Source organism: Streptomyces sp. NRRL B-3229, assembly GCF_000719505.1.
GTDB classification, from domain to species: Bacteria; Actinomycetota; Actinomycetes; order Streptomycetales; family Streptomycetaceae; genus Streptomyces; species Streptomyces griseorubiginosus.
On record NZ_JOGP01000007.1, the window covers coordinates 474,998 to 498,451 of the forward strand.

The following is a 23,454-nucleotide window of genomic DNA, read 5'->3' on the forward strand; positions in this document are numbered from 1 at the left end:
GACGGGCGTCAAGGACTAGCCCGTCCGTGCCATGCGCGGTATGTAGGCCGCTCCCTACTCTAGGAAGTCGGTAACGGCAGAGAAGAGGTGATGCGCGTGGCTCCGGTCGGCGGTACGGCGGTTCAGGACCACGTGGCCCTCGCCGAGATCGAACTGTGCGGAGAGCTGATCATCGCGGCCTCGGCCGCGGACGACCGGCTCAGCCTGGCGAGCATCGACGAGGTGCTGAAAGTGGCCGAGGAACGCGCGGACGCCCCTGGCCGCTGAGCCGGGGGCGCCTGTTCCGTCATGGCGTGACACGGCAACCGGTCAGGTGCGCAGCAGGCGGCCGATCGCCTTCGTGGCCTCCTCGACCTTCGCGTCGATCTCGGCGCCGCCCTTGACGGCGGCGTCCGCGACGCAGTGCCGCAGGTGTTCCTCCAGGAGCTGGAGGGCGAAGGACTGGAGCGCCTTGGTGGAGGCGGAGACCTGCGTGAGTATGTCGATGCAGTAGACGTCCTCGTCGACCATCCGCTGGAGGCCGCGGATCTGGCCCTCGATCCGGCGCAGGCGCTTGAGGTGCTCGTCCTTCTGCTTGTGGTAGCCGTGGGTGGTGTTTTCGGTCACCGTCTCGGAGGGCGCCGGGGCGCCGGTGTCGGTCGTCGTCATCGCGTCCTCCACAACAAGGGGCATTCCTATACCCCTCCTGGGTATATCGTACCGAAGTTTCCCGGGTATAGGGCCTGCGGACGGCCCCCGTGCCAACCACTGTGCCTGATGGGCGACACTGGGGGACGGCCCATTAGCCGTGGCCGGATGATGCACTTAGCATCACCCTGACCGAAACCGATGCACCCCGAGGACCCCTTGTGCGCTTTCGTCTGACCCCCAGGGAGACGAGCTTCTACGACATGTTCGCCGCCTCCGCGGACAACATCGTCACGGGCTCGAAGCTCCTGATGGAACTGCTCGGGGCGGACACCGCCGGCCGGGCCGAGATCGCAGAGCGCATGCGGGCCGCGGAACACGCCGGTGACGATGCCACGCACGCGATCTTCCACCAGCTGAACTCCTCGTTCATCACGCCGTTCGACCGCGAGGACATCTACAACCTGGCGTCCTCCCTCGACGACATCATGGACTTCATGGAGGAGGCCGTCGACCTGGTCGTCCTCTACAACGTCGAGGAGCTCCCCAAGGGCGTCGAGCAGCAGATCGAGGTCCTGGCGCGGGCGGCCGAGCTGACCGCCGAGGCCATGCCGAACCTGCGGACCATGGACAACCTGACCGAGTACTGGATCGAGGTCAACCGCCTCGAGAACCAGGCCGACCAGATCCACCGCAAGCTGCTCGCCACGCTCTTCAACGGCAAGTACGACGCCATCGAGGTGCTCAAGCTCAAGCAGATCGTGGACGTCCTGGAAGAGGCCGCCGACGCTTTCGAGCACGTGGCGAACACGGTGGAGACCATCGCCGTCAAGGAGTCCTGAGCCCCTTTATGGACACCTTCGCTCTGGTCGTGACCATCCTGGTCGCGCTCTTCTTCACGTACACCAACGGCTTCCACGACTCCGCGAACGCCATCGCGACCTCGGTGTCGACACGGGCGCTCACGCCACGGGCCGCGCTCGCGATGGCAGCGGTCATGAACCTGGCAGGTGCGTTCCTGGGCTCCGGGGTCGCGAAGACGGTCAGTGAGGGCCTGATCGAGACGCCGGAGGGCTCGAAGGGGATGGCCATCCTCTTCGCCGCGCTGGTCGGCGCGATCACCTGGAACCTCATCACCTGGTACTTCGGGCTGCCCTCCTCGTCCTCGCACGCGCTGTTCGGCGGCATGGTGGGGGCAGCGCTGGCCGGCGGCACCGAGGTGCTCTGGAACGGCGTCCTCGACAAGGTCGTCATCCCGATGTTCCTGTCCCCGGTGGTCGGCCTGGTGGCCGGTTACCTGGTGATGACGGCGATCCTGTGGCTCTTCCGGCGGGCCAACCCGCACAAGGCCAAGCGGGGCTTCCGGATAGCGCAGACCGTCTCCGCGGCCGGCATGGCCCTCGGCCACGGTCTCCAGGACGCCCAGAAGACCATGGGTGTCGTGGTGATGGCCCTGGTGATCTCGGGTCACTCGACGTACGGCGACCCGATCCCGGTCTGGGTGAAGATCGTCTGCGCGGTGATGCTGTCGCTGGGCACCTACGCGGGCGGCTGGCGCATCATGCGCACCCTGGGCCGCAAGATCATCGAGCTGGACCCCCCGCAGGGCTTCGCCGCGGAGACCACCGGTGCGGCGATCATGTTCACCACCGCCTACCTGTTCAAGGCGCCGGTCTCCACGACCCACGTCATCACCTCGGCGATCATGGGCGTCGGCGCCACCAAGCGCGTCAACGCGGTCCGCTGGGGCGTGGCCAAGAACATCGTCCTCGGCTGGTTCATCACCATGCCGGCGGCGGCGATCGTGGCCGCCTGCTGCTACGGCATCGTGAACCTGCTGTTCCTGTAGGCACCGAGCACGTTCCTGCGGGCGCCGCGCACGGACGACAACGGGCCCGCCCCCTGATCCGGGGGCGGGCCCTCTGTGTCCTCGCGGTGGCACCGCCATGCAGCACCGCGAGGGGTCTTCAGGAGACCGGGTGGCCGAAGCCGGACCGGCTCATCCGAAGCGGCCGGAGATGTAGTCCTCCGTGGCCTGGACCGACGGGTTGGAGAAGATCCGCTCCGTCTCGTCGATCTCGATCAGCTTGCCGGGCTGCCCGACGGCGGCCAGGTTGAAGAAGGCCGTGCGGTCGGAGACACGGGCGGCCTGCTGCATGTTGTGCGTCACGATGACGATCGTGAAGCGCTCCTTGAGCTCACCGATGAGGTCCTCGATGGCGAGCGTGGAGATCGGGTCCAGGGCCGAGCAGGGCTCGTCCATGAGCAGCACCTTCGGCTCGACCGCGATGGCGCGGGCGATGCACAGCCGCTGCTGCTGACCGCCGGACAGACCCGAACCGGGCTTGTTCAGCCGGTCCTTGACCTCGTTCCAGAGGTTCGCGCCCTTGAGGGACTTCTCCACGATGTCGGCCAGTTCCGACTTCTTGTACGAGCCGTTCAGCCGCAGGCCCGCCGCCACGTTGTCGAAGATCGACATCGTGGGGAAGGGGTTCGGGCGCTGGAAGACCATGCCGACCTCGCGGCGCACGGACACGGGGTCGATGCCCTGGCCGTACAGGTCCTCGTCGTCGAGGAGCACCTTGCCCTCGACGCGGCCACCGGCGGTGACCTCGTGCATCCGGTTCAGGGTGCGCAGGAACGTCGACTTGCCGCAGCCGGAGGGGCCGATGAAGGCCGTCACCGAGCGGGGCTCGACGGTCATCGAGATGTCTTCGATCGCTTTGTGGGAGCCGTAGTAGGCGGTGAGTCCGCTTACGTCGATTCGCTTGGCCATGACTACTTCACTTCCAGTCGGTCGCTGAGAAGGCCCCGCCCGGCGGAGCCGGAAATTGTCGCCTTAGCGACCGGTCTTCGGGGCCTTCCAGCGGGCGATGCCGCGGGCCACCAGGTTCAGGATCATCACGAAGGCGATCAGCGTCAGCGACGCCGCCCACGCGCGGTCGTACGCCGCACCGGCGCCCGCGCTGTTCGCGTACTGCTGATAGATGTACAGCGGAAGCGACTGCTGCGCACCCTCGAACGGGTTGGCGTTGATGATCGAGTTGCCCCACACCAGGAGCAGCACCGGCGCGGTCTCACCGGCGATACGGGCGACCGCCAGCATGATGCCGGTGGTGATGCCGCCGATGGAGGTCGGGATGACCACCTTCAGGATGGTCCGCCACTTCGGGATGCCCAGCGCCAGGGAGGCCTCGCGCAGCTCGTTCGGGACGAGCTTGAGCATCTCCTCCGTGGAGCGGACGACCACCGGCATCATCAGGATCGCCAGGGCGAGCGAGCCGGCGAAGCCGAAGGGCTCCATGTCGAACATCAGCATGATCGAGAGGATGAACAGACCGGCCACGATCGACGGGATGCCGGTCATGACGTCGACGAAGAACGTGACGGCCTTGGCGAGCTTGCCGCGCCCGTACTCGACGAGGTAGATCGCGGTGAGCACACCGATCGGCGCCGCGATCAGGGTGGCGAGGGCGACCTGCTCCAGGCTGCCGAGGATGGCGTGGTAGATACCGCCGCCCGGCTCGTCGTCGGAGACCAGGCCCATCGAGTGGGTCAGGAAGTAGACGTCGAGGACCTTCACACCGCGCGCGACGGTCGACCACACCAGGGAGACCAGCGGGACGACGGCGAGCAGGAAAGCGACCCAGACCAGGGAGGTGGCCACCCGGTCCTTGGCCTGCCGGCGGCCCTCCACCCGGGCGGCGATGCCGTACGTGCCGAGGACGAACAGCAGCCCGGCTATCAGCGCCCACTGGATGCTGCTGTGCAGGCCGGCGGCGAAGCTGATGCCGACGCCGAGGGCGACGGAGCCGGCGGCGATCGCGTACGGCGACCACTTCGGCAGGCGGGCACCCTTCAGGGTGCTGACGGTGGCTGCGGTGCTCATGCGTTGGCCCCCGAGTACTCCTTGCGGCGGGCGATGATCATGCGGGCCGCGCCGTTGACCAGCAGGGTGATGACGAACAGGACCAGACCGGAGGCGATCAGCGCGTCCCGGCCCAGCTCGCTGGCCTCACCGAACTTGCTGGCGATGTTCTGGGCGAAGGTGCCGCCGCCCGGGTCGAGCAGGCTGGCCTGGATGTCGAAGGACGGCGAGAGCACGGTGGCGACGGCCATCGTCTCGCCGAGCGCGCGGCCGAGGCCGAGCATCGAGGCGGAGATCACACCGGAGCGGCCGAAGGGGATCACCGCCATGCGGATCACCTCCCAGCGGGTGGCGCCGAGCGCCAGGGCCGCCTCCTCGTGCATCTGCGGGACCTGGCGGAAGACCTCGCGGCTCACGTTGGTGATGATCGGCAGGATCATGATCGCGAGCAGGATGCCGACGGTCAGCATGGAGCGCGGCGCGCCCTGCTGCCAGGAGAAGATGCCGGTCCAGCCGAAGTAGTCGTCCAGCCAGCCGTACAGGCCGTTCATGTGCGGTACGAGGATCAGGGCGCCCCAGAGGCCGTACACGATGGACGGCACGGCGGCGAGCAGGTCGATCACGTAGGCGATCGGACCCCTCAGCTTGCGCGGGGCGTAGTGCGTGAGGAACAGCGCGATGGCGACCGCGATCGGGACGGCGAGGGCCATGGCGATGATCGAGGAGACGATCGTGCCGAAGGCGAGCACCGCGATGCCGAACTTCGGCGGGATCAGCTGGGTGTTCCACTCGAACGCGGTGAAGAAGTTGGCCTCGTCCTTGCTGATCGCGATCGAGGCACGGTAGGTGAGGAAGACCGCGATCGCGGCCATGATCACCAGCAGCAGGATGCCCGACCCGCGGGAGAGACCGAGGAAGATCCGGTCACCGGGTCGGGTGGCGCCACGGGCCGCGCGCTTCTGCTCGGCCACGGTCGGCTGGGGACTGGGGGGAGGTGCGTCTTTTATCTGTGTGTCCATCGGGTTCTCCGGTCTGCGGAGCCGTACGCGGGGTGCGGCTCCTGGCGGCGGTGCACCGGACGGTGCGGCCGGCCGGGGTCCCGTGCTGCGGGGCCCCGGACCGGTCCGCACACTCAGGTCAGCTCAGGGTCTCGATGGTGGTGCGAACCTTGGCGATGATGTCGTCGGGGATCGGCGCGTAGTCGTTCTCCGCGAGGACCTTCTGGCCGTCCTCGGAGGCGGTGTAGCGCAGGAACGCCTTGGTGGCGGCCAGGGTGTCGGCCTTGTTGCCCTTGTCGCAGACGATCTCGTAGGTGACCAGGACCATCGGGTAGGCACCCTCGGCCTTGGTGCCGTAGTTGAGCTCCAGCGAGAGGTCCGAGCCGGTGCCGACGACCTTGGCGTCGGCGATGGCCTTGGTGGCGTTCTCGACGGTGGGCTCGACCGGGGCGGAGGCGCCGGTGTTGATGCTGACCGGCGTGATGCCGTCCTTGGCGTAGGAGAGCTCGAAGTAGCCGATCGCGCCGTTGGTCTGCTTCACCTGCTGGGCGACACCGGAGGACTGCGCGGCGGACTGGCCGCCCTTGGCCACCCAGGTCTTGCCGTGCTCGTAGGGCCAGTCGCTCTTGGCGGTGGCGATCAGGTACTTGGTGAAGTTGTCCGTGGTGCCGGAGTCGTCCGAGCGGTGGAACGCCTGGATCTTGAGGTCCGGCAGCTTGACGCCCGGGTTCAGCTTGGCGATCGCCGGGTCGTTCCAGTTGCTGATCTTCGAGTTGAAGATCTTGGCGATGGTGGGCGCGTCCAGCGTGAGCTTGTCGACACCGGAGATGTTGATGCCGAGGGCGATCGGGCCGCCGACCATCGGGAGGTCGATGCCCTGGCCGCCGGAGCAGACCTTCTTGGAGGCGGTGACCTCTTCCGGCTTCAGCGCGGAGTCGGAACCGGCGAAGGCGACCTGGCCGTTGTTGAACGCGGTCACACCGGCGCCGGAGCCGCCGCCCTTGTAGTTGATCTGAACGCCACAGGCCTGCGTGAACTGCTTGACCCAGGCGTCGATCGCGTTCTTCTGCGCGGAGGAGCCGTCGGCGAGCAGCTGGCCCTTGGCGTTGTCGCACTTGATGTTGCCGGCGGCCGCCGTCGAGGCACCGCCGCTGCCGCTGCCACCGCTGGTGTCGTCGGAGCCGCACGCCGTGAGGGCCAGGGCGCCGGAGACGGCGAGAGCACCGAGAGCGAGGGCCCGCCGGTTCTTGCGCTGAAGCTTCACTTGAGTTCCTTCCGGGAGCCGCCGTCCTGAATCCGGCGGCGTGCGCGAAGTCTGGGTGACACGGGGGCGCCTTTGTGGCGCGCCTCGCATCGCGTAAGGCCGAAATTAGGCAGATCAGGTGAAGGCGCTTATGGCCGGAAGTGAACGGGGGGTGAACCCCTGCGAAAGGTGCGGTGAGGTCACGGAACGCTCACGTCGAGGGCACGGTGTGATTCCGGAACCGGCACGGGAACCTGACCCCCTACAGCCCCGTCTCGTTCCACGGAAGCCGACGAGGCAGACGAAAGGCACGACACATGGAACGGCGTACGTTCATCGCAAGCGGTGCGGCCGCGCTCGCGGCGGCCGGCACCGCCGCCTGCAAGGGCAAGGACAGCGCAGGCGCCGCGCAGAGCACCCTCGACCAACGGCTCTCCTCCCGTACGCCCGCCTCGGCCGCCCCGAACTGGGCCGCGCTCGGCCGCGACCTGGACGGCTCCCTGGTCCGCCCCGGCGACTCCGACTGGACGACCGCCCGTCAGCTCTACAACACCCGCTTCGACTCGCTGAAGCCGGCCGCGGTCGCGTACGTGGCGCACGCGGACGACATCCGCAGCACCCTCGCCTACGCCCGCGCGCACGGTCTGCGGGTCGCGATCCGCAACGGCGGCCACTCCTACGCCGGCTGGTCCTCGGGAAACAACCGGCTGATCGTCGATGTCTCCGAGCTGAACCGGGTCCGTGCCTCGGGCGGCACCGCCGTGGTCGGCGCCGGCGCCAAGCTGATCGACGTCTACCGGGCGCTCACCGCGAAGGGCGTGACGATCCCGGCGGGCTCCTGCCCGACCGTCGGCGTCTCCGGCCTGGTCCTCGGCGGCGGCCACGGGGTCGCCTCCCGGGCCTACGGCCTGACCTGCGACAGCCTCACCCAGGCCACCCTGATCACCGCCGACGGCAAGCAGCTCACCGCGAACGCCGGCACGAACAAGGACCTGTTCTGGGCGCTGCGCGGCGCGGGCAACGGCAACTTCGGCGTCGTGACCGAGCTGCACTTCAAGACCCACCCGGCACCGCAGGGCGTGACCGCGTACGCGACCTGGCCGTGGTCGAAGGCGGCCGCCGTGCTGAAGGCCTGGCAGGAGTGGGGTCCCGGCCAGCCCGACGAGATCTGGTCCTCCTGCCACCTGGAGAACGGCGGCTCGCCCTCGGTGGCGGTCGCGGCCTTCTCCCTGGGCACCTACGGCGAGCTCCAGAACGCCCTGGACCGGCTGGCCGACCGGGTGGGCTCACCGGCCCGCAGCGTCACGCTCCGACGGCACTCCTACGAGAGCGCGATGGAGGCGTACGCGGGCTGCTCGTCCTTCTCCACGGACGCCAGGTGCCATCTGCCCGGCTCCACCCCGAACCGCAACCCGCACGGCGCGCTCGGCCGCGAGACCTACGCGGCCCGCTCGGACTTCTTCGACCGCTCGATCTCCGCGGCCGGCATCCGCACCCTGCTGTCGCACGTCGCCTCGGTCCGGGGCGGCTCGGGCAGCATCGCCTTCACGGCCCTCGGCGGTGCGGTCAACCGGGTCTCCCCCACGGCGACGGCCTTCGTCCACCGCCGCTCCCGGATGCTGGCCCAGTACATCGCGTCCTGGCGGGCGGGCACCGCGGGCACGGCGGCGCAGTCCTGGCTCACCGGCACTCACGACGCGATGAAGCCGTACGCCTCCGGGGCGGCCTACCAGAACTACACGGACCCGACCCTCACGGACTGGCGCAAGGCGTACTACGGCGACGCGGTGACCAAGCTGACGAAGGTGAAGAAGCAGTACGACCCGGACGGGTTCTTCTCGTACCCGCAGTCGCTGTAACGGTTTTCGCTACGCGGCCAGGTCCCTCTCGGACGCCGGGGCCCCCTGCCGGGCCCCGGGAATCACCGCACCCGTCCGCTCGGACCCGCGCGCCCGAATCAGCCACGCGCCTTTCGACGACCCCTCGATCGCCCTCGTCAAAGGGGTCAACAGAGCCATCGCGAGCGGCGAAAGCAGCAGCGCCACAGCCGTTCCGAGCGCGAACCCCCCGACGACATCCGTCGGATAGTGCACGCCCATGTAGACCCGGCAGAACCCTTCGAGCAGCGCGAGCAGAATCCCGACCACGCCGAACTTCCGGTGGGCGACGAACAACGCGACCGCCATCGCCATGGTGATCGTCGCGTGGTCGCTCACAAAGGAATAGTCGGTCTTCCCGGAAACCAGGACTTCGAGCCCCTCATGGGTCCGGAACGGCCGGGGCCGCTCGACGAATCCCCTTATGGGGATGTTCACGAGAACGGCGAGCGCGGCGGCGAGCGGCGCCCAGAGGAGCGCGGCCACGGAGGACGCGGCGTCCTCACCCCCGCGCCGGCGCCCGCTCCACCAGCACCACAGGATGAGCAGGACCATGCCGAGCAGGATCCCGTACTCCCCGACGTACTCCATGACCCGGTCGAACCAGTGCGGGGCTTCCTTGGCAAGGCCGTTGATGTCGTAGAGCAGGTCGACGTCAGGGTTCGACCCGGTTTCGGCGAGAACAGCCATGGTGCTGCGGCCCCTTCGTCGTCTTTCCCGGCGTACCCATGTGCGCTCGGCTACGCCCTCAGGAACGCACGGCTCCCGTTAATACGTTCCACGTTCCACTGAATGATCACGCAGACGTTATCGAAGAGAGACACATCGCCGCAGCTCAGGGGGTGGGTTTCACGCTCGGTCACACGGTGGTGGGCAATGCTTTCGCGCCATCTTCGGTGACCCGGGTGGCGCCGAAGTACTCAGAAGTGTCGATCGGGTCGAACCGGATCACAGCACCTGTTCTCGGTGCGTCGATCATGTATCCGCCGCCCACATAAATACCCACATGATGGATGGCACGCGAATTTGTCGGGTCCTTGGAGAAGAACACCAGGTCCCCCGGCAGCAGTTCACTTCTGGCCGGATGGGGGCCCGCGTTGTACTGGTCGTTGGCGACGCGGGGAAGAGTGACACCCACGCTCTCGTAAGAGGCCTGCGTCAGCCCCGAGCAGTCGAAGCGCCCACCCTGGGCGGCCGTACCGGTGCCGCCCCACAGATAAGGCGTACCGAGCTTCTTCTGCGCGTAATAAATCGCCCCGGCGGCCTGCTTGGAGGGATCGACCCGGCTCGTCGGCGCGGCGAAGCTCTCCTCCAGGGTCGTGATGGTCTTCACGTAGTTCTGGGTTTCCTTGTACGGCGGCACGCCCCCGTACTTGATGACCGCGTACGCGCCCGCGTTGTAGGAGGCGAGCATGTTCTCGGTGAGGTTTCCCGGGACGTCCTTCACATAGGACGCGAGCGAGCAGTCGTAGGAAGCCGCCGACGGAATGGCGTCGTTGGGGTCCCAGACGTCCTTGTCGCCGTCACCGTCGCCGTCGACGCCGTGCGTGGCCCAGGTCCCCGGGATGAACTGCGCTATCCCCTGCGCCGCGGCCGCGCTCTGCGCATTGGGGTTGAACCCGCTCTCCTGGTAGAGCTGGGCGGCGAGCAGGGCCGGGTTGATGGCGGGGCAGAGGTTGCCCCACTTCTGCACGAGCGCCTGGTAGGCGGCCGGTACTGCGCCCTTGGCCAGGGATCTGGTGGCTCCGCCCACCCCGCCGGCGAGGTTGCCCGCGACGACGTAGACCCCGACGACGAGCAGCATCACGAAGCTGAGCCCCGCCCCGAGAGCGGCGCCCGCCACGAGCCACGCCTTACGCACCGTCAACCGCCCCTCACCGACCGGGAGTCCGCCCGCGCCAGTTTATGAGCTTCCCCGCCGGAAACCGGGGTACTCGGCGGGGTCGGCACAAAGATCACCGCACCGCCGTCAGCACACGGCTTCACGGTAGAGCCCGGCGGCCTCCGCACCCAGGACCACGCTGTACGACACGTCGGGCGTCAGTCCGCCCTCCTCGTGCCCGCCCAGCACACCGACGACCTGCCGGTCGCCGTTCACCCAGGGGCTGCCGCTGGTCCCGCCGGTGAACTCCGGGCAATCTATGCGCTGTTGCGTACGGCTGTGCGCGGTGGGCTTGTTGGTGCAGCTGATCGGCACGTCCCGGGAGGAGGGGTACCCGGTGACGGTGACGGCGGTGGCCCCGGTCGCCGTACCCGTCGTGAACCGGTTCGCGCCGACGCGGTCCTGGACCTTCCCGTCCACGGTGGCGAAGGCGAGGTCGCTGTCCTCGTCCTGCCCCTTGGACCACCCCTCGGGCAGGTACCGCTTCGCCACCTTCCACTTCCCGTAGGGCGCCCTGCCGTCCCGGTACCCGGGCTCGAACACCAGGTCGTCGCTGTCGTCGAGACAGTGCGCGGCCGTGACGAGGAGGTCCTTGTGCGGGCTGCGGACGACGGAGGCGGTGCAGACGTGCTGCTTGCCGTCGAACAGGGCGCCGACCATGGCGATCTGCGAGCCGGCGGGGGCGACCTCGGTCACCCCGAACGGCCCTGTGCCGTCGTCGGCGATCGCCTCGGAGGACGCGGTGACGGCGAGCAGGACGACGACGGCGTACAGAGCGGTACGTGGCGTGCGCTTCATCGGACGCCAGCATTCCGCACGAAGGTGAGAAAAGCGTCAACCGAGCGTACGAGTGTGGACCGAACGCCCCTGGGAAGTCGGGTCCGAACGCCCTGACCGACCGGGAGGCCCGCGTGTTCGACGGCTTCGAGCTGACCCACCGTGACGGCCGCGACGGTGTCCGGCTGCGCGTACGGCACGGCGGCACCGGCCCCGCCGTCCTCCTGCTGCACGGCCACCCCCGCACCCACGCCACCTGGCACCGCGTCGCCCCGCTGCTGGCCGCCGCCGGGTACACCGTGGTCTGCCCCGACCTGCGCGGTTACGGCGGCTCCGACAAGCCCCCCACCGACCCCGAGCACCGCCCGTACTCCAAGCGCGCCATGGCCGGGGACTGTCTCGCGGTGATGCGCGGGCTCGGGCACGAGCGGTTCGCGGTCGTCGGGCACGACAGGGGCGCGTACGTGGCCTCCCGCCTCACCCTGGACCACCCCGAGGCGGTGTCCGCGCTCAGCGTGCTGGACGCGGTCCCGATCGGGGAGGCCCTGCGCCGCTGCGACGCCGGTTTCGCCGCGAGCTGGTGGCACTGGTTCTTCCTCGGGCAGACCGCCAAGCCCGCCGAACGCGTCATCAACGCCGACCCGGACGCCTGGTACACGGCCACCCCCGACCGGATGGGCGCCGAGGCCTACGAGGACTTCCACCGCGCGATCCACGACCCGGCCACCGTGCACGCCATGTGCGAGGACTACCGGGCCGGGCTCGGCGTCGACCGGGAGCACGACGACGCCGACCAGCGGGCCGGCCGGCGCATCGGCTGCCCGCTCCAGATCCTGTGGGCCACCCGTGACGACATGGCCGAGCTCTACGGCGACGTCGTCGCCGTCTGGCGCGACTGGGCCGGCGCCCACCTGGAAGGCGCCCCGGTCGACTCCGGCCACCACATGGCAGAAGAGGCGCCGGAGACCCTCGCGGACGCCCTGCGTGCCTTCTGGGAGAAGGGCTGACGGGCACCCCGCCCGACCCTCCAGTTGTGTGCGACCTGTGCAGATGGTCAAGCCGATGCCATTCGCCGCCCATCCCGCCGTCATTGATCAGTAAGCCCGCAACGCCCTTCAGTAAGGCGGAAGTCAGGATTCCGTCGCCGGTCTTGTTGTCACGTACTCAACAAGGCGATGGTCTACGCGGGTCGCCGCCCCCACCGGGAACCTCACCGGTGGTCCCCACCGCAGGCCTCTGCAACCACTCACAGGAGGCTGTACGTTGCGTACACCCAACTCCCCCCACATATCCGGCAGATGGCGTCGGATCGGCTCCACCGCCGTGGCCACCGGCGCTCTCGTGCTCGCCGGCCTCGGCACCGCCGCCCACGCGACGGCGGCCACGCCCGACCACGTGAGCGCCAAGACCGTCGCCACCGCCGTCGCGAAGGCGCACGTGCAGTACGAGAGCGCGTGTGACGCCACCCCCAAGAAGGGCTACGCCGCCTGCCACGCCCTGCGCGTCACCGCCGGCACCACCGCCTTCATGGAGAAGCAGGCCGCGCTCAAGGGCGTGACCGCCAAGACACTCAAGCCGAACGCCTCCTCCGCCACCCCGACCGGTTACGGCCCGAGCGACCTGCGCTCCGCCTACGGCCTGACCTCCGCGTCCGCGAACAACGGCGCCGGCCAGACCATCGCCATCGTCGATGCCTACGACGACCCCAACGCCGCCGCGGACCTGGCCACCTACCGCAGCTACTACGGCCTGCCGGCGTGCACCGTCGCCAACGGCTGCTTCAAGAAGGTCTCCCAGACCGGCTCCACGACCTCCCTGCCCACCGCCGACAGCGGCTGGGCCGGCGAGATCTCCCTCGACCTCGACATGGTCTCCGCGATCGCCCCCAACGCCCACATCCTGCTGGTCGAGGCGAGTTCGTCGAGCATGGCCAACCTGGGCAAGGCGGTGAACGAGGCCGTCACCCTGGGCGCCAAGTTCGTCTCCAACTCCTACGGCGGCTCCGAGTCGTCGTCGGACACCTCGTACGACTCCTCGTACTTCAACCACCCGGGTGTCGCCATCACCGTCTCCGCCGGCGACGAGGCCTACGGCGCCGAGTACCCGGCCGCCTCCAGGTACGTGACGGCGGTGGGCGGCACGGCCCTCAAGACCTCCTCCACCACGCGCGGCTGGACCGAGACGGTCTGGAAGACCAGCTCCACCGAGGGCACCGGCTCCGGCTGCTCCGCCTACGACGCCAAGCCCTCCTGGCAGACCGACACCGGCTGCACCAAGCGCATGATCGCCGACGTCTCCGCCGTCGCCGACCCCGCCACCGGCGTCTCCGTCTACGACTCCTACGGCACCGCCAGGACGGGCTACGACGGCCCGACCGGACTCGGCACCCCGCAGGGCCTGGCCGCCTTCGGCGGCTGAGCCCCCTGAACGCCCCCGTCGGGTCACGGGGATGCCGCCCTTGAGAGGGGGACGTGGGGTCCCCTCGGCGGCACCACGGCAACGGGCCACGACATCCGGTCGCGGCCCGTTCGCCGTATCTCCGCCGTATCTCCGCGCGAATTCGGCTGTGAATCAGGTCAAGCGGGCGCCGCCCGCGGTCCAACGGGCTTTCATCGCCGGGTAATCCGACGCCCGCTTCGGTAAGGCGTCGGTCAGGATTCCACCGGCTCCCTTGTTGTCACGTCCTCAACAAGAGGACGGTCTTCGCAGGCCGCCGCCCGCCACCCGGGACACCCCACCGACGGCACGCACCCGCACCGCCCCTGTTCCCCCGTCATCAGGAGGCTGCACCTTGCGTACCAACTCCCCCCACAGACGCCCCGGATGGCGCCGCGTCGGCACCGCCGCGGCCGCCACCGCCGCCCTCGCCCTCGCCGGCCTCGGCACCGCCGTCCACGCGGACGCCACGACCTCGTCCAAGGTCACCTGGACCGCGACCCCCTGCGCCACCCCCAAGAAGGCCGGCGAACTCGCCTGCGACTCCCTGCGTGTGACCGGCGGCACCACCGCCTTCCAGAAGGGCCGGCAGGCCCGCGGCGTCACCCCGAAGGCCGCCGACGCCGCCGCTCCCACCGGCTACGGCCCCACGGACCTGCGGTCCGCCTACGGCCTGACCGCGGCCGCCGCATCCGGCGGCACCGGCGCGACCGTCGCCATCGTCGACGCCTACAACGACCCCAACGCCGAGGCCGACCTCGCCACCTACCGCTCCTATTACGGCCTCCCCGCCTGCACCACCGCCAACGGCTGCTTCAAGAAGGTCTCCCAGACCGGCTCCACCACCTCCCTGCCCTCCAGCGACGCCGGCTGGTCCGAGGAGATCTCCCTCGACCTCGACATGGTCTCCGCCATCGCCCCCAACGCCCACATCCTGCTCGTCGAGGCGACCTCGCCCACGATGGCCAACCTCGGCAAGTCGGTGAACGAGGCGGTCGCCCTCGGCGCCAAGTACGTCTCCAACTCCTACGGCGGCTCGGAGTCCTCGAGCGACACGTCCTACGACTCCTCGTACTTCAACCACCCCGGCGTCGCCATCACCGTCAGCGCAGGAGACTCGGGCTACGGCGCCGAGTACCCGGCCGCCTCCAAGTACGTGACGGCGGTGGGCGGAACGGCCCTCAAGACCTCCTCCACCACGCGCGGCTGGACCGAGACCGTCTGGAAGACCAGCTCCACCGAGGGCACCGGCTCCGGCTGCTCCGCCTACGACGCCAAACCGTCCTGGCAGACCGACACCGGCTGCACCAAGCGCATGATCGCCGACGTCTCCGCCGTCGCCGACCCCGCCACCGGCGTCTCCGTCTACGACTCCTACGGCACGGCCCGACCGGCGTGGGCACCCCGGAAGGAGTAACCGGCTTCACCAGCTGACTCTCCGTCAATGAACGGGCCGCGGGGCTCCCCTCCCGCGGCCCGTTCGTCATACCGGGGGCGGTCCGGGTTAGCCTTCACCCGCAGAACATCGGTGCCAGAAGCACCGCAGGTCGTAAGAGGGGTCAACGACGGAACCACACGACAGGTTCCGCTCAGGCCTCATTGCCCGGCGTGACCTGCCGTGATACACAGAGTGACCAGACAGTCATTCGTACGAAACCCGTCGGCCAATGCCGCCAAGTCGACATACGACGGCAGAATTGTCGGCGACAATGAGGACTGACCTCTGCGCCCACGCAGGGGGACGGAACTACCCACCAGGGGCGGTGACTTACATGTTCTTTGCGGCCGACAAGGGCGACATCAACACCATCATCGGCGGGATCGCTCCAGACTGGGGGCCTTTCGGGGCGCTGGGGACCGAGGCCAAGACGATGATCCAGGTCGTCATGGCGGTCGCCATCCTGCTCTGCCTCGGCATCGCCATCTGGGGCGCCGCGAAGCAGCGCATCGGAGCCACCGCCCTGCGGGACACCTTCAGCGCGGAACAGGGCAAGGGCCTCATCGTCGCGGGCCTGACCGGAGTCTTCATCATCGGCTCCCTGGGCACGCTCTTCACCATCGTGTACGGAATGGCCGTATAGCCGAAGCGTCCGGTCGACGCACCTCCAGTCCGGCCGGGCGCTCCCGGTACCCCCTCCTACCCCACCCGTCCGCAGTGCCCACCGGCTGAGGTTGCGTTCCCTGATGTCGAGTCACCACACCGCACCCGCGCGGGAACCAGCGCGGCTACCGTCGTACTCCTACGGGTTCTCGTACGACGTCGAGGGGGCGTGAGCGGCATGAGTCCGGACGACGACCACGAGAGCTACGGCGGCACGGGCCAGACCCGCACCCGCTACCCCGAACGCCCCGGCGACGTCTACGGCGGCGCCCGCCGCACCCCCCGCTCCTCCTCCAGAAGCCTCGTCACCGTCGTAGGCGTCATCGTCCTCCTGATCGCAGCAATCGCCTTCGCGAACCGCGGCGACAACACCTCGGACTCGACGGCTACGGGGGCGGGGGGCGAGCCTAAGAGTTCGTCCACGGCCCCGAGCGGCACCAAGCCCGTGAAGAGCACCTCGGGTGCGATCCCCACCGGCTACGCGCACGACGCGCAGGGCGCCCAGAGCGCCGCGGCGAACTACGCGGTGGCCCTGGGCGCGGCCGACATGTTCAACAAGACGCAGCGCGACGCGATCCTCCAGACCGTCATCGCCCCGGCGCGCCTGAACGGATTCCGATCAGCCCTGGACCGGGCCTACACACCGGCCTTCAACAAGAACGTCGGGCTGAACGAGGACGGCTCGACGCCCGTCGGCTACACCTTCGTATCCCGTACGAGCCCCATCGGCACCAAGGTCACCGCATCCGCCCAGAACAGCGTGACCGTCGAGGTCTGGTGCAGCGGGCTGCTCGGCATGGCGGGCGAGAACTCCACGAACCCCGTCACCAACAGCTGGTTCACCATCACCATGCAGCTCGAATGGGTGTCCGGCGACTGGAAGGTCGCCACACAGTCCCAGAAGGAAGGCCCGGCGCCTGTCCCCGGCGACGACCAGGCCTCCAGCGCCGACGAAATGGCAAAGGCTGTCGATGAGTACGGAGGGTTCACCTATGCCCGGTAGTCGCTGCGTGCTCAAGGCCGCCGCCGCGGTCACCGCCGTACAGACCACGACCGTGCTGCTGGCGACCCGCGCCGTCGCGGCCCCCTCGCCCACCCCGACGCCCTCGGCGAGCAAAGACGCCTGCCGTCTGCTCAGCGGGGCCTCCCGGACGCTGTGCGAGAGCGACCGCGGCAACAAGTCGAGCGGAGGGTCGATCACCGACGACCCCACCACCACGCTCGACCCCATGTCCTCACTGGCCAACAGTTGCGCCAAAGCCGCCGCCTGGACCATCACCAAACTCAGCGACGCCGTCAAGGACACCGCCAACGTCGACTTCACCAACCAGAAGTTCCTCCAGCAGTACGCCGTCGTCTTCGCCGCCTCGACCATCCTCACCCTCCTCCTGTGGCTGCTCGCCGTCGCCAAGCGCGCAGTGAGAGGCGTCCCCCTCTCCACCGCCCTCAGCGAAGCCATCGGGTTCCTCTGGCTCACCGTCCTCGCCTCCGCCTTCACCCCCCTCATCCTCTACACCGTCGTCTCGGCCACCGACGGCGTCTCAGAAGTCCTCGCGAAAGCCACCGGCGACCAGACCGACACCTTCTTCGGCACCTTCTCCGGCGCCCTGCAAAAGGGCAACGACATCGGCGGCGGCCCCATCATGCTGATCGTCGTCTCCCTGGTCAGCATCCTCGCCGCCGGAGTCCTCTGGCTGGAGCTCGTGATCCGCGCCGCCCTCCTCTACGTCGGCGCCCTCCTCGGCACCGTCGTCTACGCCGGCCTCGTCGACAAGAACCTCTGGGGCCACGTCCGCCGCTGGGCCGGCATCATGATCGCCGTCATCCTGGTCAAACCGGTGATCGTCATCGTCCTCGGCCTCGCCGGCGCGCTCTCCTCCGACGACGGCCCCGACGCCTTCTCCGCCGTCGTCTCCGGCCTCGCCATCATCCTGCTCGCCATCTTCGCCAGCGCGATGATCTACCGCTTCGTCCCCGGCTTCGGCGACGAGATCGCCGGCTCCCGAAACAACCGCATCATGCAGGGCGCCGAAGGCAAGGCGGCGGCCGTCATCAGCTCGCCCGCCACCCTCGTCGCCCAGGGCATCAAGACCCACAGCTCCCGGGCCGACAACAACGGTCAGGCATCCGGAGGTTCGGGCGCCCGCCCGAGCAACCCGGCGTCCGGCGGAGTCGCCGCCCACAGCTCGCGCACCCCGAACGGAGGCGGCGGATCTGTCCCCTCCGCCGCTCCCGCTCCCCGCGCCGGCAACCCGGTGAACACCCCGCACGCCAGCAACACCCGCAACGGCAGTAGCAACAGCACAGGAGGTGACGGGCGTTGACGACCGAGTCCCACGTGTCGCATGCGGTCACGCCCCGCCGGACATATCTGATCGGCCGCGCCCGGCCGAACGCGATCGTCGGCCGGAATCGTGAGTCGGGCGAGATCGCGCTCATCATCGTGGGCGCGTTCCTCGGCATGATGTGCGGGCTCCTCGTCCCGGTGCTCTCCCTGCGCATCGTGCTCCTGATGGGCTTCCCGCTCGTCGCGCTCGCCGCGGTCTACGTGCCGTACAAGCGCCGCACCTTCTACAAGTGGTTCGAGATCAACCGCAGTTACAAGCGCACCCTGCGCCAGGGCACCACCTACCGCTCCTCCGTCATGGAGGCCGGCACCCACGTCGACGGCCGGGAGGTCGAGGTCGGCCCGCCCCCCGGCATCGGCCGCATCAACTGGCTCGCCGCCCCCTTCGGCCCCGACGAGATCGCCGTCCTCCTGCACGCGGACCGGCGTACCGTCACCGCCGCCATCGAGATCGAGGGCCCCGGCGTCGGCCTGCGCGACTCCGAGGACCAGGAAGCCCTCGTCGACCGCTTCGGCACCCTCCTCAAGCACGTGGCCAACGGCGACGGCTTCGTCACCCGTCTCCAGATGCTCGCCCGCACCCTCCCCGCCGACCCCGACGCCCACGCCAAGGACGTCGCCGTACGCGGGGACGACAAGGCGCTGCCCTGGCTCCAGTCGTCGTACGACCAGCTCCAGTCGATGGTCTCCACCAGCAGCGAGCAGCACCGCGCGTACCTGGTCGCCTGCATGCACTACACCCGCGAACTCGCCGCCGAGGCCCAGGCGATGGCCCGCGCGGCCCGCCCCCAGTCCGGCCGCAGACTCGACCGGGACGCCGGTCTCGCGGTGGTCATGGCCCGCGAGCTGACCGACATCTGCTCGCGCCTCCAGGAGGCCGACATCCGCGTACGCCAACCGCTCGGCCAGGGCCGGCTGTCGTCGCTGATCCACTCCATGTACGACCCCGACCACCCCATCGACCACATCCAGGCGATGACCCAGCGCAACGCCTGGCCGGCCGAACTCGACGCCATGGAACCGACGTTCCTCCAGGCGAAGACGAGGGAGTCCTCCACCCGCGCGCCCTGGTGCCACGCCACCGCCTGGGTCAAGGAGTGGCCGATGACCCCGGTCGGCGTCAACTTCCTGGCGCCCCTGCTCGTGCACACCCCGGACGTCATCCGCACGGTCGCCGTCACGATGGACCTCGAACCCACCGAGATCGCCATCGAGCGCATGCTGACCGAGAAGACCAACGACGAGGCGGAGGCGTCCCGCGCGGCCAAGATGAACCGCACCATCGACCCCCGCGACGTGGCCGCCCACTCCCGCCTCGACCAGCGCGGCGAGGACCTCGCGAGCGGCGCGGCCGGCGTCAACCTGGTCGGCTACATCACCGTCTCCTCCCGCTCCCCCGAGGCCCTGGCCCGCGACAAGCGGACCATCCGGGCCTCGGCAGGAAAGTCGTACCTGAAGCTGGAGTGGTGCGACCGCGAGCACCACCGCGCCTTCGTGAACACGCTTCCGTTCGCCACCGGCATCCGAAAGTAGGGGACCAAGCATGCGGGATCCGCTGTCCGTCCTCACCGACGCCTTCACGTCCTTCCTCTTCGGGAAGGTCGAGACGACCCGCCTGCCGGTCCGCACGTCCACCGGCCAGGCGCAGGCGGTCTACCTCCCGACCGCCGCGCCCGGCCTCGGTGACTCGGGCGTGATCATCGGCCGCGAGGTCTACTCCGGCAAGGGCTACATCTACGACCCCTTCCAGCTCTACGGCCAGCAGCTCCCGGCCCCGCACTGGCTGGTCCTGGGCGAGTCCGGCAACGGCAAGTCGGCCCTCGAGAAGACCTACGTCCTACGGCAGTTGCGCTTCCGGGACCGCCAAGTCGTCGTCCTGGACGCCCAGGGCGAGGACGGCGCCGGTGAATGGAACCTCATCGCCCAGGAGTTGGGGATAACTCCCATCCGGCTCGACCCGATGGCCGCCCTCGACCAGGGCATCCGCCTCAACCCGCTGGACCCGGCGATCACCACGACCGGCCAGCTCGCCTTGCTGCGGACCATCATCGAGGTCGCGATGGGCCACGGCCTCGACGAGCGCTCCGGCTTCGCCCTCAAGGTCGCGCACGCCTACGTCAACGAGTCCATCGTCGAACGTCAGCCGATCCTCACGGACATCGTGGAGCAGCTACGGCACCCCGAGCCCGAGTCGGCCGAGGCGATGAACGTCGACATAGAGGACGTACGCGCCTGGGGCCTCGATGTCGCCCTGGTCCTGGACCGCCTGGTCGACGGTGACCTGCGCGGCATGTTCGACGGTCCGACCACGGTCGGCATCGACCTGGACGCGCCGCTGATCGTCTTCGATTTGTCCCACATCGACCGCAACTCCATCGCCATGCCCATCCTCATGGCGATCGTGGGAGTTTGGCTGGAACACACCTGGATCCGCCCCGACCGGAAGAAGCGCATCTTCCTGGTCGAGGAGGCCTGGCACATCATCAACAGCCCCTTCGTGGCCCAGCTCTTCCAGCGGCTGCTGAAGTTCGGCCGCCGGCTCGGCCTGTCCTTCGTGGCGGTCGTCCACCACCTGTCCGACGTGGTGGACGGAGCGGCCGCGAAGGAGGCGGCCGCGATCCTCAAGATGGCCTCGACCCGCACCATCTACGCCCAGAAGGCCGACGAGGCCCGAGCCACGGGCCGCGTCCTGGGCCTGCCCCGCTGGGCCGTCGAGATCATCCCCTCCCTCACCCCCGGCATCGCCGTCTGGGACGTCAACGGCAATGTCCAGGTCGTCAAGCACCTGGTCACCGAGACCGAACGCCCCCTGGTCTTCACCGACCGCGCGATGACGGAGTCCTCCGCGGACCGCGAGCTCGCCGACGACGCCCTGCGCGCGGCCGAGTTGGAGGCGGAGGAGAGGGCGGCGGCCTTCGTGGAGCAGCACATGGGCGACTCCGAGTCGACGGTGGCGTAGGAGGGGCGGACAGTGGTGAGACCGGACGACCGCCGACGGGACCCTCGGGAACCCCGGGAAGCCCAGGGAGGCATCCCGGACGGCCTGCTGGTCGGCATACTCGCCTTCCTCGTCGGTATGACCCTGCTGGTCTGGACGGCGACGGGCCTCGCGGGCCTGTTCACCCACGGCGCCTGGCCCCGGTCCGTCACCTTCACCCGCACCCCCCTGGCCATGCGCCACCTCATCGGCCACCCCCAGGACATCCCGGGCGCCTGGCCCGACACCCCGCCCACCCAGCTCTCCGGCTACGGCCTCGTCTGGGGCCTGCTGATCGGCCAGCTGATGATCCTGGTCGTCCTGACCATCTTCGTCATGGGCACCCTGGCCCGCTGGAGAGCGGTCCGGGCAAGAACGAGAGCGGAGAAACTGGCGGCGCGGGAACGCCGTAGAACTCCGGAACCGCTGCACGAGGTACCAGCTACCGCCCATGAGGTACCGGCCCCGAGGCCGTCCGCGGAGCACGAGCCGACCGTTGCAGCCCACCTGGGCGATCCACTGAGATCAACGGCGACCGAACAGCCGCAGCCGCCGGCGGCGAGCGCCCCGCCCGGGCTCCCCCATCCCGCGGAGCCACTCCGTGCGACGTCCGCGGCCGCCCAGCTGCCCACTTCTCTGTCCAACGGTGAACGGGTGGGCGGGTGGGAAACATCCCGCGCCGAAGGCGCGATCCTCTACGCCCCACCGGCAACCCGCCACACCACCGCGGCCCAAGCCATCAGAGACGCCGAGGGCCCCGCCCTCGTGGTCACCTCGAACCCCACCCTCTGGCAGGACACCAAGGACGCCCGAGCCAAACTCGGCCCGGTCCACGTCTACGACCCCACCCACCTCTGCGACACCCCGGCCCGCCTCCACTGGTCACCGACAGCCGGCTGCGAGAACAAGGAAACCGCGAAGGCCAGAGCCGCCGCCCTCCTCGCCCCCGTCCGCCCCACCGCGAAGATCGACCAGGCCGTCACCGACGTGGCCGAAACGCTCCTGCGCAGCTACCTCCACGCCGCCGCCCTGGAGTCCCGCACCATCCGCCACGTCCACCGCTGGTGCCAGGGCACCCAGATCCAGGACGCGGTACGCACCCTCCGCACCCACCCGAAGGCCGCCCCCGGCTCCGCGGGCGAACTCGAAGCGGCTCTCACAGCGCACCCGGAACGCAGGGACATCGCCCAGGAACTCACCGCCCGGGCCCTCTCCGCCCTCTTCACCGTCAACATCCGCGAGGCATGCACTCCCAACCGAAGTGATGCCCTCGCCTTGGATTCCTTCGTCCACGAAGGGGGAACGCTTTATCTGGTCGGTGAATCCATCGAGGACCCCAGGACCCACCCCGGCGCGATGCCCCTTCTGACGGCTCTCGCCTCCAACGTGGTCGAGCGTGGCCGGCACATGGCCGAACGGTCATCCGCCGGTCGCCTCGACCCACCACTGACCCTCGTCCTGGACGACGTCGCAGCGGTGGCTCCGCTCCCCCAGCTCCCGGAGCTCCTGACCGCCGGAGCGGACCGGGGCCTGCCGACCCTGGCCCTGCTCCGCTCCCGGGAACAGGCTCGCACCCGCTGGCCGGACGCCGAACTGCCCGTGTAGCACGAGCGCCCTCAGGAGCGTTCGAGCACAAACTCCAACTCGGACTCCCCAGGAGCCTTCGCGAGCGGCACCACCACACCGCTCGGCACGAACCCCGCCTTGCGGTAGAACCGCTGCGCCCGTCCGTTGTCCTCGTGCACGATCAGCCGCACCCGCTCGGCCCCGTGGGCCCAGGCCCACTCCAGAGCCGCGTCGAACAGCACGTCGGTGAGCCCGCTGCCCCGCTCCTCGGGCCGCACGAAGACGCCGACGACATGCCCCTGCTTCCGCTCCACGGGGAACCCGGCCCAGTCCGTGGTCCCGGGCTCCTCCATCAACACGGTCGCTGTCCCGACCCATTGACCATCGGGTGCCTCGGCGATGACAGTCTGCGCCCCGTCCGCCCCCTCGGCGCCGGAAGCCGTGCGCTCCTGCCAGAAGGAGTCGGGCCGGCCGAGGGCCTCCTCATAGGTCTCCAGATAGGCAAGAGGCGCGACAGGATCCTGAAGCGCCTCCAGCCGCAGAGCCTTGGCGGCGGCCCACTCATCAGCACGAACGGACCGGATCACGTAATTCATGCAGACCACAGTAGTACGGAAAAACAGAAAACCCCCGTTCCGAATGGAACGGGGGTTTTCTCAAAATTTGTTCGGCGGTGTCCTACTCTCCCACAGGGTCCCCCCTGCAGTACCATCGGCGCTGTAAGGCTTAGCTTCCGGGTTCGGAATGTAACCGGG

Annotated in this window: 21 protein-coding genes, 1 rRNA gene and 1 pseudogene; 13 read left to right on the top strand and 10 right to left on the bottom strand. The window is 69.2% G+C overall.

All coding sequences use genetic code 11. The features are described from left to right. Positions 1-90 precede the first annotated feature (90 nt). The gene (locus tag IF54_RS42995) at positions 91-267 is read left to right on the top strand and encodes a hypothetical protein (protein WP_199821207.1); all 177 of its coding nucleotides are present in this window, start codon (positions 91-93) and stop codon (positions 265-267) included. 42 nt (positions 268-309) lie between these two features. On the opposite strand, the gene IF54_RS0114150 is transcribed toward IF54_RS42995, so the two are convergent. Further along, positions 310-648 carry a metal-sensitive transcriptional regulator gene (locus tag IF54_RS0114150; protein WP_030318243.1) on the bottom strand — a complete coding sequence of 113 codons (339 nt, stop codon included), beginning with the start codon at positions 646-648 and terminating at the stop codon, positions 310-312. 200 nt (positions 649-848) lie between these two features. On the opposite strand from IF54_RS0114150, the gene IF54_RS0114155 reads away from it, so the two are divergent. Together IF54_RS0114155 and IF54_RS0114160 are read left to right on the top strand one after the other, a co-directional pair. Further along, positions 849-1,469 (top strand): DUF47 domain-containing protein, encoded by a 621-nt coding sequence (locus tag IF54_RS0114155; protein ID WP_020140237.1) that lies wholly within the window; start codon positions 849-851, stop codon positions 1,467-1,469. Positions 1,470-1,477: 8 nt separating this feature from the next. After that, on the top strand, positions 1,478-2,476 hold the full coding sequence (locus tag IF54_RS0114160) for an inorganic phosphate transporter (protein ID WP_030318244.1): 999 nt from the start codon (positions 1,478-1,480) through the stop codon (positions 2,474-2,476). A 150-nt stretch (positions 2,477-2,626) separates the two neighbouring features. Here IF54_RS0114160 and pstB read toward each other — a convergent pair whose 3' ends face one another. The 4 genes from pstB to pstS all read right to left on the bottom strand — a co-directional run bounded on the left by pstB (position 2,627) and on the right by pstS (position 6,757). Further along, positions 2,627-3,403, bottom strand: a complete 777-nt coding sequence (pstB, locus tag IF54_RS0114165) for a phosphate ABC transporter ATP-binding protein PstB (protein ID WP_030318246.1) — start codon at positions 3,401-3,403, stop codon at positions 2,627-2,629. 63 nt (positions 3,404-3,466) lie between these two features. Next, the gene (gene pstA / locus IF54_RS0114170) at positions 3,467-4,516 is read right to left on the bottom strand and encodes a phosphate ABC transporter permease PstA (protein WP_030318248.1); all 1,050 of its coding nucleotides are present in this window, start codon (positions 4,514-4,516) and stop codon (positions 3,467-3,469) included. After that, the gene (gene pstC / locus IF54_RS0114175; RefSeq protein WP_030318249.1) at positions 4,513-5,514 is read right to left on the bottom strand and encodes a phosphate ABC transporter permease subunit PstC; all 1,002 of its coding nucleotides are present in this window, start codon (positions 5,512-5,514) and stop codon (positions 4,513-4,515) included. The genes pstA and pstC overlap by 4 nt, the downstream gene beginning before the upstream one ends. Before the next feature lie 118 nt (positions 5,515-5,632). Continuing rightward, positions 5,633-6,757, bottom strand: a complete 1,125-nt coding sequence (gene pstS / locus IF54_RS0114180; protein WP_030318251.1) for a phosphate ABC transporter substrate-binding protein PstS — start codon at positions 6,755-6,757, stop codon at positions 5,633-5,635. 296 nt (positions 6,758-7,053) lie between these two features. Here pstS and IF54_RS0114185 point away from each other — a divergent pair, with 296 nt between their 5' ends. Next, positions 7,054-8,595, top strand: a complete 1,542-nt coding sequence (locus IF54_RS0114185; RefSeq protein WP_030318253.1) for an FAD-binding oxidoreductase — start codon at positions 7,054-7,056, stop codon at positions 8,593-8,595. A gap of 9 nt (positions 8,596-8,604) precedes the next feature. Here IF54_RS0114185 and IF54_RS0114190 read toward each other — a convergent pair whose 3' ends face one another. The 3 genes from IF54_RS0114190 to IF54_RS0114200 all read right to left on the bottom strand — a co-directional run bounded on the left by IF54_RS0114190 (position 8,605) and on the right by IF54_RS0114200 (position 11,293). After that, entirely contained in the window at positions 8,605-9,303 is a 699-nt protein-coding gene (locus IF54_RS0114190) for a phosphatase PAP2 family protein (protein ID WP_030318254.1), read from the bottom strand. A 169-nt stretch (positions 9,304-9,472) separates the two neighbouring features. Then, complete coding sequence (locus IF54_RS0114195) at positions 9,473-10,480, bottom strand: NlpC/P60 family protein (protein WP_030318256.1); 1,008 nt, start codon at positions 10,478-10,480, stop codon at positions 9,473-9,475. A 102-nt stretch (positions 10,481-10,582) separates the two neighbouring features. Continuing rightward, positions 10,583-11,293 (bottom strand): trypsin-like peptidase domain-containing protein, encoded by a 711-nt coding sequence (locus IF54_RS0114200; protein ID WP_030318259.1) that lies wholly within the window; start codon positions 11,291-11,293, stop codon positions 10,583-10,585. Positions 11,294-11,406: 113 nt separating this feature from the next. Between IF54_RS0114200 and IF54_RS0114205 the strand changes: the two genes are divergently transcribed. From IF54_RS0114205 to IF54_RS0114245, 9 genes and pseudogenes are all read left to right on the top strand, one after another. Continuing rightward, positions 11,407-12,279 carry an alpha/beta fold hydrolase gene (locus tag IF54_RS0114205; RefSeq protein ID WP_030318261.1) on the top strand — a complete coding sequence of 291 codons (873 nt, stop codon included), beginning with the start codon at positions 11,407-11,409 and terminating at the stop codon, positions 12,277-12,279. A 256-nt stretch (positions 12,280-12,535) separates the two neighbouring features. Then, a complete protein-coding gene (locus IF54_RS0114210) occupies positions 12,536-13,690 on the top strand; it encodes a S53 family peptidase (protein WP_030318263.1) in 1,155 nt (384 codons plus the stop codon). 373 nt (positions 13,691-14,063) lie between these two features. Beyond that, positions 14,064-15,107 (top strand): annotated as a pseudogene (locus tag IF54_RS0114215) (S53 family peptidase); the annotation flags it as partial. Positions 15,108-15,480: 373 nt separating this feature from the next. Beyond that, complete coding sequence (locus IF54_RS0114220) at positions 15,481-15,789, top strand: hypothetical protein (RefSeq protein WP_020140250.1); 309 nt, start codon at positions 15,481-15,483, stop codon at positions 15,787-15,789. 198 nt (positions 15,790-15,987) lie between these two features. After that, positions 15,988-16,812, top strand: coding sequence for a hypothetical protein (locus IF54_RS0114225; protein WP_030318268.1), 825 nt, complete (start codon positions 15,988-15,990; stop codon positions 16,810-16,812). Next, complete coding sequence (locus IF54_RS0114230; protein WP_030318270.1) at positions 16,802-18,133, top strand: membrane protein; 1,332 nt, start codon at positions 16,802-16,804, stop codon at positions 18,131-18,133. Before IF54_RS0114225 ends, IF54_RS0114230 begins: the two co-directional genes overlap by 11 nt. Continuing rightward, complete coding sequence (locus IF54_RS0114235) at positions 18,130-19,689, top strand: SCO6880 family protein (RefSeq protein WP_030318272.1); 1,560 nt, start codon at positions 18,130-18,132, stop codon at positions 19,687-19,689. Before IF54_RS0114230 ends, IF54_RS0114235 begins: the two co-directional genes overlap by 4 nt. A 10-nt stretch (positions 19,690-19,699) precedes the next feature. Further along, positions 19,700-21,115, top strand: a complete 1,416-nt coding sequence (locus IF54_RS0114240; RefSeq protein WP_020140254.1) for an ATP-binding protein — start codon at positions 19,700-19,702, stop codon at positions 21,113-21,115. Positions 21,116-21,130: 15 nt separating this feature from the next. Next, the gene (locus IF54_RS0114245) at positions 21,131-22,738 is read left to right on the top strand and encodes a type IV secretory system conjugative DNA transfer family protein (RefSeq protein WP_030318274.1); all 1,608 of its coding nucleotides are present in this window, start codon (positions 21,131-21,133) and stop codon (positions 22,736-22,738) included. Positions 22,739-22,749: 11 nt separating this feature from the next. On the opposite strand, the gene IF54_RS0114250 is transcribed toward IF54_RS0114245, so the two are convergent. Both IF54_RS0114250 and rrf read right to left on the bottom strand, forming a co-directional pair. Then, the gene (locus IF54_RS0114250; RefSeq protein ID WP_030318276.1) at positions 22,750-23,295 is read right to left on the bottom strand and encodes a GNAT family N-acetyltransferase; all 546 of its coding nucleotides are present in this window, start codon (positions 23,293-23,295) and stop codon (positions 22,750-22,752) included. 69 nt (positions 23,296-23,364) lie between these two features. Next, positions 23,365-23,454: ribosomal RNA gene (rrf, locus tag IF54_RS40515) — 5S ribosomal RNA — on the bottom strand; the annotation flags it as partial.

Bases quoted from the DNA above. Each gene is read 5' to 3' on its own strand.
- IF54_RS0114160 (WP_030318244.1), top strand. From the start codon at position 1,478: ATGGACACCTTCGCTCTGGTCGTGACCATCCTGGTCGCGCTCTTCTTC.
- IF54_RS42995 (WP_199821207.1), top strand. From the start codon at position 91: ATGCGCGTGGCTCCGGTCGGCGGTACGGCGGTTCAGGACCACGTGGCC.
- IF54_RS0114185 (WP_030318253.1), top strand. From the start codon at position 7,054: ATGGAACGGCGTACGTTCATCGCAAGCGGTGCGGCCGCGCTCGCGGCG.
- IF54_RS0114250 (WP_030318276.1), bottom strand. From the start codon at position 23,295: ATGAATTACGTGATCCGGTCCGTTCGTGCTGATGAGTGGGCCGCCGCC.
- pstA (WP_030318248.1), bottom strand. From the start codon at position 4,516: ATGAGCACCGCAGCCACCGTCAGCACCCTGAAGGGTGCCCGCCTGCCG.
- pstC (WP_030318249.1), bottom strand. From the start codon at position 5,514: ATGGACACACAGATAAAAGACGCACCTCCCCCCAGTCCCCAGCCGACC.
- pstB (WP_030318246.1), bottom strand. From the start codon at position 3,403: ATGGCCAAGCGAATCGACGTAAGCGGACTCACCGCCTACTACGGCTCC.
- IF54_RS0114150 (WP_030318243.1), bottom strand. From the start codon at position 648: ATGACGACGACCGACACCGGCGCCCCGGCGCCCTCCGAGACGGTGACC.
- IF54_RS0114190 (WP_030318254.1), bottom strand. From the start codon at position 9,303: ATGGCTGTTCTCGCCGAAACCGGGTCGAACCCTGACGTCGACCTGCTC.
- IF54_RS0114225 (WP_030318268.1), top strand. From the start codon at position 15,988: ATGAGTCCGGACGACGACCACGAGAGCTACGGCGGCACGGGCCAGACC.
- IF54_RS0114240 (WP_020140254.1), top strand. From the start codon at position 19,700: ATGCGGGATCCGCTGTCCGTCCTCACCGACGCCTTCACGTCCTTCCTC.
- IF54_RS0114200 (WP_030318259.1), bottom strand. From the start codon at position 11,293: ATGAAGCGCACGCCACGTACCGCTCTGTACGCCGTCGTCGTCCTGCTC.
- IF54_RS0114220 (WP_020140250.1), top strand. From the start codon at position 15,481: ATGTTCTTTGCGGCCGACAAGGGCGACATCAACACCATCATCGGCGGG.
- IF54_RS0114230 (WP_030318270.1), top strand. From the start codon at position 16,802: ATGCCCGGTAGTCGCTGCGTGCTCAAGGCCGCCGCCGCGGTCACCGCC.